The sequence below is a fragment of the Capnocytophaga periodontitidis genome (assembly GCF_016126015.1).
GTDB classification, from domain to species: Bacteria; Bacteroidota; Bacteroidia; order Flavobacteriales; family Flavobacteriaceae; genus Capnocytophaga; species Capnocytophaga periodontitidis.
Genome location: NZ_JAEFDB010000007.1, coordinates 65,155 through 78,566, shown reverse-complemented (window position 1 = coordinate 78,566; position 13,412 = coordinate 65,155). Strand labels below are relative to the sequence as shown.

Here is a 13,412-nt window from a genome sequence, read left to right as displayed (position 1 = left end):
GCAATTTTACGAAAAAAAAATAAGGTGAGCAAATAATTGAGTAAAAAAAATAAAAAATTCAAATAATAGGGAGTGTTCTATTATTTGAATTTTGAGTTATAAAGGTAAGATTTTTAATGTTTTAAGTGAATTATAAAACAGGAGTTTCTTATATTTGTTGAGAGGTTAAAAAAACCATATATCAAATTTTTAAATAGAGTGCTTGGCTAATTGTTTCTACAAAGTAGGTAAAATGACTGATTATTAAGGTAATCATTACTATGTGGGCGTTTGCAAAACGCCCCTACAAAGTATGACACAAAGGCTCTTATTGATTATGCAAAGTTAGCAGGAAAGCATATTCTTTTGCGGTTTCTTTTAGAGCTTCAAAACGTCCTGAAGCACCGCCGTGACCAGCTTCCATATTGGTGTCTAAATACAGCGGATGGTCGTCGGTTTTGAGTTCACGCAGTTTGGCTACCCATTTGGCAGGCTCCCAGTACTGTACTTGTGAGTCGTGCAAACCGGTACTCACGTACATTGCAGGATAGGCTTGGGCGCGCACTTGATCGTAAGGCGAGTAGGAGAGCATATACTCATAGTATTCAGGCACGTTAGGATTTCCCCACTCGTCGTATTCGCCCGTAGTGAGTGGAATACTGTCGTCCAGCATTGTGGTTACCACATCCACAAAAGGCACTGATGCGATAATGCCTTTATACAATTGCGGTGCCATATTCACCACGGCACCCATTAGCAAACCTCCAGCCGAGCCACCTTCGGCAAATAGATGTTCGGGAGAGGTGTAGCCTTCGGCGATGAGGTACTGAGAACAAGCGATAAAATCGGTAAATGTATTTTTCTTTTTGAGGAGTTTGCCATCTTCATACCATTGGCGACCTAAGTATTCTCCCCCGCGGATATGTGCAATAGCATAGATAAAACCGCGGTCTAACAAGCTCAAACGGGTGGTAGAAAAATAAGGATTGATGGTTACTCCGTACGAGCCATAACCGTACAGCAATAAAGGATTTTGCCCATTTTTCACTATGTCTTTGCGATAGACGAGCGAAATGGGTACTTTTACTCCGTCGGGGGCAGTTGCCCAAAGGCGTTCTTCAATATAATTCTCTTTGTTGAAGTTTCCTCCTAATACCTCTTGTTCTTTTAGCAGATGCTCTTCGCCAGTGCGCATATTGTATTCTATAATAGAAGCAGGAGTTGCCAATGATTGGTAGTTATAGCGTAGCCACTCGGTGTTGAAATCTATATTTTGGGTAGTATAGGCGGTATAAGTTTCGCTATCAAAGGGGAGGTAATGCGTTTTTGAGCCGTCCCACGAGCGTATTTGTATGCGTTCTAAGCCATTGTACACTTCTTCGACTACCAAGAAATCTTTAAAAATCTCGATATCGTTGAGGCGTACTTCGGGACGATGGGCTATTACCTCTTCCCAATGCTCAGAAGTTGTAGCACTTTCGGGGGTGCGCATCAGTTTGAAGTTAGTTGCACCATCTTTATTGGTGAGGATATAAAAATACTCCTCATAATGAGCGATATCGTACTCCAAGCCACGTGTGCGGGGTTGGAATACTTTGAAAGTCTCGTGAGGAGTATTGGCATTCAAGATTTGATATTCGGATGTAAGGGTACTCTCGCTTCCTATCACAAGGTATTTGCGAGACTTTTCGCGGTAGACGAACACATCGAAAGTATCGTCTTTTTCGTGGAAAATCAGTACATCTTCTTTGGGGTCAGTACCTAAAATATGGCGGTATACTTTGAAAGAGCGCAGGGTTTGCTGGTTGTTCTTCACGTAGAAAATGGTACGACTATCGGCTGCCCAAATTGCTTGTCCGTTAGTATTTTTGATTTTATAGGGCAGTATTTCACCTGTGCTGAGGTTCTTGATTTGCAGGGTATATTGCCGTCGAGATACCGTATCTACCCCAAAAACAGCCCACTGATTGTCGTCGCTTATGGCAAAGCTATCGAGGTGAAAGTAGGCTTTACCTTTAGCCATTGCATTACAATCGAAAAGCACTTCTTCGGGGGCTTGGAGCGTTTCTTTGTAGCGCACATAAATAGGGTAATCCTTACCTTCTTCATAACGGGTTTGATACCAATAACCGTTGTAAAAGTAAGGCACAGAACTATCATTTTCTTTGATACGACTTTTCATTTCGGCAAAGAGCGTTTCTTGCAAAGGTTTGGTGTGTGCTGTTTGCGCCTGATAATAGGCGTTTTCGGCTTCTAAATAAGCAATGACTTCAGGGTTTTCGCGCTCGCGTAACCAATAGTAATTATCGGTGCGCTTGTTGCCAAATTCGGTGAATATATGAGGTATTTGTTTAGCTTTAGGAGGGTGTGATTGAGGTTTATTCATTTGATATGATATATGTTTTTTTGTCAATTCCGATACCTTTTAAAGTGATTTTTTTCCAATGTGTAGGCATTACAGTTTTCAGTTGTTGTATGCCTTTTTCTTCGGATATATCTAAGCCTCCAAAGCCCATCATCACCGTTTGTAGTACGCCTCCTGCTCCAGTGAGGAAATAAGGAGTCTTACCATTTTTGGTTTCAGCCATTACTCTAAAAGGAGGTAAGAGGTTAGGGTGATAGGCTTCAGTAAAGTACTTATAAGCCTTTTCGCGGTCGCCTAATCGGCTGTATAAGAGAGAGAATATAGCCTGAGTCATCGCAGGAGTATCGTTGTAAGGCACTTTGTCTTTGTAATACTCTAAATCTTTGAGTATTTGGTTTTTGTCAGTAATTACTTTTAACGGATAAGCTAATAGGTTTACATCGGCTTGCTTGATTGCTTGCCCCGTATAGCTATCGTGTTCACGGGTTACACCATTATCCATTGTGCTGAAAACGAGCTGTTCGGCTATGGTTTTCCATTGAGGGTTAGCTTTTATCCCTAATACTTTAGCAGCAGCAGTAGCGTAGAGCAAATTCAGTTTAGCAGCTGCATTGGTATAGGCGTTGTTATCTACATTTTCAGCCCATTCATCGGCACATACTACGTTTTTAATTTGATAGGGAGCTTGTTCACTCACTCGGCTTTGCCAAAAGGTAGCGGTACTTTCTAAAATGGGATAGCCAATGCGGCGCAACCACTCTTTATCTTTAGTTACACAATAGTAATTCCATACAGCTATAGCTACATCGGCAGTGATGTGGTGCTCGTAAGTACCTGTGAGTGCCCACACGGGGGTGTCTTCTTCTCCTGATGTGGCACTTTCCCAAGGAAACATCGCTCCTTGATAACCGTGTAGAGCAGCATTGTGTTTGGCGCGTTCCAACCTTTGATAGCGATAGTTGAGGAGGTTTTTAGCTATTTCGGGGTGCAATAATAACAAAGGAGGATACATCCACATTTCGGTATCCCAAAATATGTGTCCCATATACCCTGTGTGGCTTAACCCATAAGGAGAAAGAGAAAAGGAATGGAGTTCACTTACCGAAGCGTATAAGTGGTATAACATATTGTGGATGTCCTGATTAGCCTGTGCATCTCCCTCAATCTCAATGTTGCTTTCCCAGAGTTTTGCCCACTGTTTGTTATGTCCTGCAAGTAGCGCCTCGTGTCCCTGCAAGAAAGCATAAGTACAGAGTCTTTCGGCTTGATTATAAGGGTCGGCAGAGTGCTGAGAGCTTATTAGGTTGCCAATTAGTGAGAAAGAATAGGTTTCTCCAGCTTTTAGTTTATGAGTGAATTGCATTAGGTGACTATTGTAGTCTCTCATTTCGTGCAATATTTTGGGAGCGTTACCGTATTTTTTATCGAAAAGAAAAGCGTTACTCACTGCTACTTTGGCATTTTCTGCTGGTGTTTGAGCTATTGTAGTGAGCAATGGGATATGAGCGTGAGGCGGATTGATTTCATTGAAGTAGTTTTGAGGGTTGCGGAAGCCATCGGGGGTGGTTAGAATGTTCTCTGCCAGAAGTGTAATATCGCGCAAAGGGGTAATGCTGATGTCTAACAGCAAGGTGTGAGGCAAGTGCCTCAAGGCATAATAAGTGTAGGTAACTTTAGCTTTGTCTTTAAAATTGAAGTGACCTGAGAACGCCCCATTGCGCATATCTAATTCTTGAGTGAAATCACTAACAGAATGAGTGTTGATATCCTCGTAATCAATAGCCATTCGCAGTTGTAATGGATTGATATTAGGCATAGCCGAAACTACCCTACTTTTGCCGTAATCGTACAACCCTGCTATGATTACTTGGTCTATTTGTAGGGGTACAGCAGAAGAACGCATCCCTATCATTCCATTGCCTATTGTAACCCCGTAATAGTTCGCGGGGTTGATGGTCTCTGCTTTGAGCAACCACGGGTCTTGGGCATTCAGTGAAGCACAGCAAATGAAGCCTATAATGAAAAAGAATTGTTTCATAATCACTTGATACTTATAGCCAAGCCACCACTGGGGGCAAGGCGTTGTTTGAGTTTGGTTTTTTGAGTTACTTTCATTGTTTTGATGGAGTAACTATTGGGATTGGTACGCCAATCGGCATTTTTACCGTCGGTGTAGAGGGTAACGGTATAGGTTTTTCCTTTGGGTAGAAAACTGAAATCAACGAGAGCTTCACGGGCGTTTTCATCGGTAATAGCACCTACGAACCACTCGTTTTTACCTTTGGCTTTACGGGCAATGGTGATGTAATCGCCGGGTTCGGCTTCTAAAATGTAAGTATTATCCCAGTCGGCTACTACATCTTTGATAAATTGGAAAGCATCGAGATGTTTTTCGTAGTTCTCGGGCAAGTCGGCTGCCATTTGCAACGGACTGTACATTGTTACGTAGAGTGCTAACTGCTTCACAAGAGTAGTACTACGTTTGGCTTTGTTGTTGCCATATCGGCTCAAATCGCCTTCAAAAATACCAGGGGTATAGTCCATAGCGCCACCCATTAAGCGGGTGAAGGGGAGGATAGTAGTATGTTCGGGGCGATTGCCGTTGAACGACTCAAATTCGGTACCGCGTGCACTCTCTTGGGCTACCCAGTTAGGGTAAGTACGGCTCATACCGGTAGGTCTCACCGCCTCGTGAGAATTGACCATTATGCGGTACTTAGCAGCGGTTTCGGCTACATAGTTGTAGTGGTTTACCATCCATTGTCCGTCGTGGTATTCGCTGCGCGGAATGATAGGTCCAACATAACCTGTTTTCACGGCGTCGTAACCGTTGTCGTTCATAAAGCGGAAAGCCTCGTGCAGGTGGCGTTCGTAATCAACTACTGAGGAGGTAGTTTCGTGGTGCATAATTAGTTTTACTCCTTTGGAAGCGGCGTATTGGTGTAGTGCTTGTACATCAAAATCGGGGTAGGCTTTGGTAAAGCTGTAGATGCGCTCTTTGTCGTAAGCATAATTATCTTCCCAGCCCTCGTTCCAACCTTCCACAAGAACGGCATCAAAACCGTGTTGAGCGGCAAAATCGATGTATTGTTTTACGTGCTCGGTATTAGCACCGTGATGTCCGTTAGGTTTTAGTTTTGTATAATCGGTAACGCCAATGGTAATATCGCGGTCATCGGAGTAAGCCCACGTACTGCCGCCTCCTATGAAATACTCCCACCAAACGCCTATGTATTTAGTAGGGTGAATCCAAGAGGTGTCGGTGATTTTACAGGGTTCGTTGAGGTTGAGGATAAGGTTAGAAGCTAAAATATCACGGGCATCATCGCTTACTACTATCGTGCGCCACGGCGTTACGCTACCCGTTTGAATATAGCCTTTTACCCCATTCTTATCGGGGACTAAATGAGCTGATAACTGATGTTCGACAGCACTGACATTGAGCATCATCGCAGGGTAATTCACCAAAGCAGCCTCGTGCAGATTGATGTACAATCCATCATTTGATTTGAGCATCAAAGGCGTTTGTACGGCTACATTGGGAGTAGGTGCTTTAGCAGCCAAAGGCTCTTCGCGCACTTTGTCGATAAGTTTAGGAATTTCCGAAATAGCAGAAGTGGTAATAGGAAACTCGTTGGTGTCGTAGTCAGCGGGAATCCAAAAAGCCTTGTGGTTACCCGAAAGTTGGAAAGCAGTAAGCTCTTCTTGAATTCTAAAGTGACGAAAGTTAGCTTGCACTGGAAATTCATAACGGAAACCTAAACCGTCGTTGAACAAGCGAAAGCGCAAGTGCAATTGTCGTCCGTTGTTTTTTTGAGTGAGACGGACGAACATTTCTTTGTGATGGTCGCGTATTTCTTTGTTTTCGCCCAATACGGGTTGCCATACACTATTAGCTTCAGCAAATTGAACATCTGTGATTTCAAAATTGCTGTTGAAATCCTCCTTTTGGTTGATTACAAACCCCAGAGCACTCTCGCTGATGACTGTTTTGCCTTTGAAAGTTAAGGCATACATAGGCGTACCTTTTTCAGTAAGCCGAAATGAGAGTTTGAGGTTCCCGTTAGGAGATGAAAGAGTTTGCGCAAAAAGAAGAGGCGCAACACACAACATATATACAATAGTGATAATAAACTTTTTCATTGGTTAAATATTTTTGTTATTATTTCTTACCTGATAAAAATTCTTGTAAGATAATGGTAGCACTTATTTCATCGATGAGCGCCTTATTTTGACGTTGTTTTTTTTTTAGTCCGCTATCAATCATCGTTTGGAAAGCGAGTTTAGAGGTAAAGCGCTCGTCTTGGCGATGTATAGAGATTGTAGGGAATTCTTTTTGTAATTGTGTTATAAACTGCTGAATGTGAGTTTCTACGCTGGAATCCTCGTTGTTGAGTCGTTTAGGTTGCCCAATCACAAAGGCTTCTACGGCTTCCTCGGCAGTGTATTGTTTTAGGAAAGCGAGTAGGGTAGGGGTTTCTACTGTGCAAAGCCCCGAAGCGATAATTTGCAGGGGGTCGGTTACAGCAATACCTGTGCGTTTGGTTCCGTAGTCTATAGCTAAAATGCGCATAATTAATTTGTTGATTTGTCAATTTGTCGACTTGCTGATTTCACCAATCGAATGGCAATAACTGTTTCTAAGGCTATAAAATAGAAAGTAGGTAAGGCTATAAAAAGTAGTTCGTATAGGGGTTGAGAGTTTGTGAGTTTTTCTAAAGGTAAACAGAAGAGAATCACAGCTATAAGCCGCAGTACAAATCCCGCTACAAAGGCAAAGGCAGTGTATTGGGGGCGTTTTAGGTGTACCGCAAGAATGATGATAAACACTAAAACTGAAATGCCACAATGAAAAAGCAATAACTTATCTAATGAATAGAACAAGCTAACACCTTGTGATTCTATACTATAGTTGTAGCAGCTGTACAAAGTACCAGTACCTATTGCCCAACCTGCCAAATACCAAAAACTACAAATGGCTATACGCATAGCCATTTGTAGTTTTGCTTGTGAGGAGTTACTCTGGTTATTTATTGACTTTTTCAAGGGGTTGAGGTTTGTTGTCATTTACAAAAGATTTAGCCCCTTTCATTGTACAAGTTACGTTGAATACAGCACCTGGTTCGATAGCAAGTTTATCGACGTGTACTTCACCTTCTACTACAGCGGTTGATTTTAAGCTGAGTACACTACTTACTTTTAGGGTACCAGTTACTTTGCCTTCGATATCGGCGTTTTCGCAAATCACAGTGCCTTTAATTACACCGGTTCTGCCTATCACCAATTTACCAGAAGTTTCAAAAGTACCTTCTACTTCTCCATCAATTCTAAAATCGGATTTAGAGTGGATTTCTCCTTTGAATTTTGTTTCCGCTACGATGCGGTTGCTGCTTCCTAATGTATTGTCTGCTGCCATAATGTTTCTATTATCTCTTTCTTTGTTGTTAAATATAGCCATTGTATTTCGTTTTACAAATACAGAGACAAAGGTATAATAATTTTTTTGAAACTACAAATTTTTGATATTGTTTTATTTTGTTATATTCTGTAAAGTATTATTTTATAGAATGTTATGTGATAAAAAACTTTGGTAAATTTTATATTGAAACCTGACGCCTAATTCCTATTTCACTCCGTGCATCAGTTTTTTCACAAATGGATTGATGAGGATGATGAGCACTCCTGCTACGGCAGGCACGATGGTGAATATCAAGAAAAAGGTAGAGAGGCTATATTCTTTGGTGATATTCTCTATTTGTCCGCCCACCACAGCTGCTAATTTATGGCCAATAGCGACGGCGAGGTACCATACGCCAAACATAAAGGCAATCATTCGAGCAGGAACGAGCTTAGAGACGTACGAAAGTCCCACAGGGGAAAGGCAGAGTTCTCCCATTGTGTTGAACATATAGGCAAATACGAGCCATAGCATACTCACTTTTATCCCTTGGGTAACGCCATACGCTCCAATAGCTAACAAGCCGAACCCAATGGAGAGCATCAGTAATCCGAGTCCGTATTTTACGGCTGCAGGAGGGTTGAAACGGCTATCCCACCAACGAGAGAATATGCTTGCTAAAGCAATGATAAAAAAGGAGTTCAGTATAGAAAACCACGAAGTAGTAGCCTCTACCCAGTTGTCGCGTTCTTCTTTTACTTGAGCGACGATGAGTCCGTTATCGGTATTGAGAGTTGTGCCGCGTTGTTTAGCCCATTGTACTTTTTCGGTATCGGCATAGGCGAAGGAAGTATTCTTGTTGTTCTTGCTGAGTAGTTTGATTTCTTGCCCTACGTTTAGACGAGCATCGGTTACACCTATAATGGTAGTGCGCTCAACGATTTTCAGTTCGGGGTGGGCGTTGCGGTTTTCCTCTGTAATAGGTATATAGGTGGTGTGGTTATCAGCATCTACTTGTTCGTAGGCTTTATACGCCACACTGTAAGCTGTAGTTTTGAAATCGCGGTTGAGCATCCACACGGCGATACCCCACACGAGAGTGAAGCACACCAAGAGCACAATTACGGCGGGGAATATCTTTTTGTACGTTTTCTTTATCAGCAGGAAAAGCACATAGGTGATGAGCAATAGCGGAATTACGGTGAGTAGTGCATTAAAAATGTTGTAAATTGTTGCCCAATTGCCGTGCAATTCACGCTCTACATTGTCGCGGGCGAAAATTACTAATGAGGAAGCTCCTTGCTCGAAAGCGAGCCAGAAGAAGACTACAAAGAAACCAAAGATAACCACGGTGAGCATACGGTCGCGCACTATGGGAGTGTAACGTACGATACGACTGCCTATCAGGTAAAAGAAGGCGATGACCCCTATAATTACCATCACGTATTGCCCTTTAAGTGCGGGCATTGAAGCCCACGCAAAGAGGTCGATGTTCCATATTTTGGAAAGAGGGTCGTTGAGGGCATAGCCAATTCCTATGATTGCGGCGAGGGCTATAAGGATTTTATCAACGGTAGTGAATGGGTTGCGTTTATCTTCCTCGTTGTGTGTTATTTCTTGTGGGGTATCAGTTGTAGTTTGCGGTTTGCTGCCTATATCACCAAAAAGCGGTTTGGCAAACCAAAACTGTATGGTACCTAAAAGCATAAAGACTCCCGCTAAACCGAAGCCCCAATTCCAGCCAATGCGTTCAGCTAAGTAGCCACAGAGCATCATCCCGAAAAAAGCACCCGAGTTTACCCCCATATAGAAAATCGTATAAGCAGCGTCTTTCTTTTCAGGGAGATCTTTGTACATCTGAGAGACAAAAGATACCATATTAGGTTTGAAAAAACCTGTGCCGATGATCAAGAGGGTGAGACCTAAGTAGAGTGAAAATTCAGTCTCAAAAGCCATCGATACGTGTCCTAAGGTGATAATTACTGCTCCTATGATTACAGCCCAGCGGTAGCCGGTAATTTTATCGGCAATCATACCGCCTAAGATAGGAGTAAGGTAGAGGAGCATCACATAAGTACCGAAGAGTGCCCCAGCATTTTCGGTGCTCCACGCCCAACCAGGATTGTAGCCTATGAGGGTCATTGTGAGGAAATTGATGAGAAGTACGCGCATCCCGTAGAAGGAGAAGCGTTCCCACATTTCAGTAAAGAAGAGCACGAATAGCCCCGCAGGGTGTCCTAATACTTGTGTGTCGAAAATTGTCTTTTTTGTCATAAAACTTGTTACCTATTAACTGAAGATATCCCACTTGATGCCTAACCTGATAATAAAATCTCTGTACGGCTGGCGTGGAGCTGAATAGTAGTTGTAAGGATTTCCCATTTTTAGCCAATTGCTCACGGGCACCTGCCATTGTTCTAAGGAGAAGAAAATACGCATTGTGCGCACTTTGGCGTTGAAGAAGAAATCAAACATCGGGAAACTACCTGTTTTTTCGGTTGTTTGTACCGCAAATTCTCCTAATAGTGGGTTGTACTGATTGGCGTAGTATTTCGTAAAATAATTGAAACCTATACCCGTTTGTAAGTACATTGCCTTGTTGAACAAGTGTGAAGCGAAGTAAAAACTATTGCGGGTTACGAAAGTAGGTACATTGAGGATGTCGTTATCTTGCACTACTTGTTGGTAGAGCATTGTATTATCCAATCCCCATTTGCCAAATTTGAACTCTTTTTGTACTTTTAGTTGCAAATATTGAATGTTACCACTGTACTGCTCAGGGCGTACTTGTCCTAAAGTTTCTACTTGAAAATAAGTGTAGTCGTTGAGGTTGGTGAGACTTAGTGAAGCATTTCCCCATTGAGTTTTCAAATCGCCATAGAGCGTTTGGGTATTCTGTTTTTTAAACGATGAATAATTGTCCCAATTAAACTGTTTGTAGTCGCTTTGGTAGAGCAAATAGTTGAAATTAGGCATAGCCGAATGTAATTCAGCACCAGCAGTAATACTGTTCTTATCGTTGAAAGCATAAGCGAGTTTGCCGCTGAGTTTAGTACCCGTCATTTTGCCTATAAAGGTTTGTTCTCCTTCAGCTTCTATGCTAAAACCTCCTACTTTTTTGTGCCATTGTATCCCTAAACTCAGGTCGGTATCTTTGATTTGGTGGCGTTGTAACACCCCCGATACGAAGTAAGCATTTTGGAAGTAATAGTTATAGAAATAAGCATTCCCAAAGAGGAAAGTTCTGCCCAAATACGGCAATTCAAGTTCAGCCCCTGCGCGGTTGGTCATTCGTTGCAAGCGTACTTTATCGTGCAGGTTTTGAGGTACATAAGCATCACCAAAATAATTATTACTTTGAGTTTCATCATAAGTATAGAACTCAGTTTCGTAATTAAACAAATGGCGGAAGCGTATTTGCTTGTATGAAGCTAACGAATCGCGGTTGCGCAAAAAAGCGTAGTCGTGTTGCAAAAAATAGCGTTTGCTCTCGCGAGAATTCTCGGCATAGAGCAATTGCACATCTATGGTTGCTCGATTTTTAAACTGCTGTTCACCTCCTTCAAACTGCTCGGGCGTTACAATGCCTCCATTCTCCTGACTGGTGATATCGTGAGAGGCAAAATGCGCAAAAGCAGTGTATTTTTTGTTAGGTGATACGTACGAAAATCCTGCCCTAAAATTGCCATTGCTCACCAAGATACGTTGGTATTTACCGAGCGAACGCAAACCTTTGTAGGCGATGAAGAAATTGAAATTTGGCTGTAAGTTTATGGAAAATAGGGTGTTTAGAAACTGACCTTGCTCCATACCGCTTTTGTAAGTGAACTCGGTAAGGGGGGTAGGCAAATGGTAGTAAGTAATCTCCTCGGGGGTGAGGTAGAGTTGTTTTTTAGCTTCAGCTCCCATTGAAGGTACATAGTCCTGATGGCGGAAATCATAAGCCATAGTATTATAAGGCTGCCCCATATTTGAGAAAGGCATCTTGCCAAACATATCCTTGCCCCATTCGTTGTTCAGGTAATACTTCTGCATCGTAAGCGAGGTGTCTATAGAGGTAGTATCGCGGGTATAGGTGATGATTTTATAGTCGCGTGCTGTGAAAGTAATACTGTCTTTCTTTTTTTTAGGGCGTAGTGATTTGAAGGTTACGCCTCCCTCTTTGCCATTAGGAGTTCCCTCCTCTTCTTGAGCAAAAGAGAGTAAAGGAAATAGTGCCCCAATGAAGAAATATATAAAGTGTTTCAAGGTCATTCTTTTCTATTTGGGGGCAAAGATACAAAAAACAATTAATAATTGATAATTAACGATTAACAATTAATGATTTTTCACTTTTCATTCTTCACTTTCCACTAACCCCATTGCCTCTTCAAACAAGGGTTTGTAAAAATCGGGTAGAGGTTCGTGGTATTTGTTTTCGTATACGCGCTGTAATACCTCATAAGGCTGTAAGTCGTTGAGGGTGAGTTCGCTTTGTAAAACTGTTTGTTGAGTTTTGTTTTGTTGCTGGTAGCGCACATCAATACGCGCTAAGCGCACGTGCTTGTTAGCAATAGTTTTTAGAATGCTATTTTTCAGTTCGGGAGCAGGCTCTTTGAGCAGTACTTTCACTTCTAAATAGGGAGCTACACTCTCACTTGTTGCTTCGGGTAAAGCTGTGAGAAGATGTAAAACCTCTTCAGGAGGAAGCGCGCGCTCAGGAATACTGAGCAAAGGGGTATAGATAGGTAGAGGAATAGGTTTGATGCCCTGTACATATCCGTTTTCTATAGAAAAAGTTACAACTTGGTGGGTATAGTGTTTTTCAGAAAACGAAAGAGGGATAGGACTCCCTGCATAACGTATATGTGTATCGCCCAAGGCTTGTGCTTTGTGAATATGCCCTAAAGCAATATACTGGAGCGCTTTTGGAAAACTTGAGGGAGATATACTCTCCATTCCCCCAATGATAGGACGTTCGGCAGTATCTTCTTCGCTGAGTTCAGCCCCCGAGGCGTGTAAGTGTCCCATAGCAATCAGCGGTTTACCGTTGGCAATAGCCAAAGCTCTTTCGGTAATTTCTTGGTAAAAAGTGGCAATTCCCTTGCTGTAATCCGAAAAATCATCAGTTTTAGGTGTATCGCCTAAACGCAGAAAAGGCACAGCAAGACAGTAAGCTACAATCTCGCCTTTGCTGTAAAGAGGAAGGATAAGAGCATCGTAGTCAATTTCGTGAATTTCGTTTCGCTTGATGTGTCCTATTAAGTGCACTTGAGTATTTTCTAAAAGAGGCTGGGGCATTTCAAGCCGCACGGGAGAATCGTGATTACCTGCAATAGCAATAATTTGTAAGTGAGGGAAACGTTCGGTAGCTTGGTGTAAGAAGTGATAGAATTGTTTAGTAGCAGCTACCGAAGGGTTAGCAGTATCGAACACATCACCACTGATAAGGAGTACCTCAATAGCTTCAGTTTCCAGTAGTTGTAGGAGAGTGTTTAGAAAAAATTGCTGTTCTTCGTAGCGGTCATATTGGTAGAATGTTTGTCCTAAATGCCAATCGGCAGTATGTAGAAAGTTCATTGTATTCCCTTATATTCCATATTTTTGGCAAAGATACTACATAATTAGCTAATTAGCAAATTTGCCAATTCAAAAAAAAGTATTACATTTGTCGCCTGAAAATAATTGTTG

General features: G+C 42.1%; 9 protein-coding genes. All 9 read right to left on the bottom strand.

Annotated features, from left to right (window positions below):
• Positions 1 to 307: 307 nt before the first annotated feature.
• Entirely contained in the window at positions 308 to 2,365 is a 2,058-nt protein-coding gene (locus I7X29_RS10555) for a S9 family peptidase (RefSeq protein WP_198474553.1), read from the bottom strand.
• Positions 2,358 to 4,382, bottom strand: coding sequence for a glycoside hydrolase family 65 protein (locus I7X29_RS10550; RefSeq protein WP_198474550.1), 2,025 nt, complete (start codon positions 4,380 to 4,382; stop codon positions 2,358 to 2,360). Before I7X29_RS10550 ends, I7X29_RS10555 begins: the two co-directional genes overlap by 8 nt.
• 2 nt (positions 4,383 to 4,384) lie before the next feature.
• Positions 4,385 to 6,487, bottom strand: coding sequence for a glycoside hydrolase family 97 protein (locus I7X29_RS10545; protein ID WP_198474548.1), 2,103 nt, complete (start codon positions 6,485 to 6,487; stop codon positions 4,385 to 4,387).
• Positions 6,488 to 6,506: 19 nt separating this feature from the next.
• Positions 6,507 to 6,917 carry a Holliday junction resolvase RuvX gene (gene ruvX / locus I7X29_RS10540; RefSeq protein ID WP_198466747.1) on the bottom strand — a complete coding sequence of 137 codons (411 nt, stop codon included), beginning with the start codon at positions 6,915 to 6,917 and terminating at the stop codon, positions 6,507 to 6,509.
• A 2-nt stretch (positions 6,918 to 6,919) separates the two neighbouring features.
• Entirely contained in the window at positions 6,920 to 7,411 is a 492-nt protein-coding gene (locus I7X29_RS10535) for a hypothetical protein (RefSeq protein ID WP_225879492.1), read from the bottom strand.
• Positions 7,371 to 7,802, bottom strand: a complete 432-nt coding sequence (locus I7X29_RS10530) for a bactofilin family protein (protein ID WP_002680142.1) — start codon at positions 7,800 to 7,802, stop codon at positions 7,371 to 7,373. Before I7X29_RS10530 ends, I7X29_RS10535 begins: the two co-directional genes overlap by 41 nt.
• Positions 7,803 to 7,967: 165 nt before the next feature.
• The gene (locus tag I7X29_RS10525) at positions 7,968 to 10,016 is read right to left on the bottom strand and encodes a peptide MFS transporter (protein WP_088593632.1); all 2,049 of its coding nucleotides are present in this window, start codon (positions 10,014 to 10,016) and stop codon (positions 7,968 to 7,970) included.
• Positions 10,017 to 10,031: 15 nt separating this feature from the next.
• Complete coding sequence (locus I7X29_RS10520) at positions 10,032 to 11,996, bottom strand: putative porin (RefSeq protein WP_198474546.1); 1,965 nt, start codon at positions 11,994 to 11,996, stop codon at positions 10,032 to 10,034.
• Between the two features lie 81 nt (positions 11,997 to 12,077).
• The gene (locus I7X29_RS10515) at positions 12,078 to 13,301 is read right to left on the bottom strand and encodes an exonuclease SbcCD subunit D (RefSeq protein ID WP_198466745.1); all 1,224 of its coding nucleotides are present in this window, start codon (positions 13,299 to 13,301) and stop codon (positions 12,078 to 12,080) included.
• Positions 13,302 to 13,412: the final 111 nt, after the last annotated feature.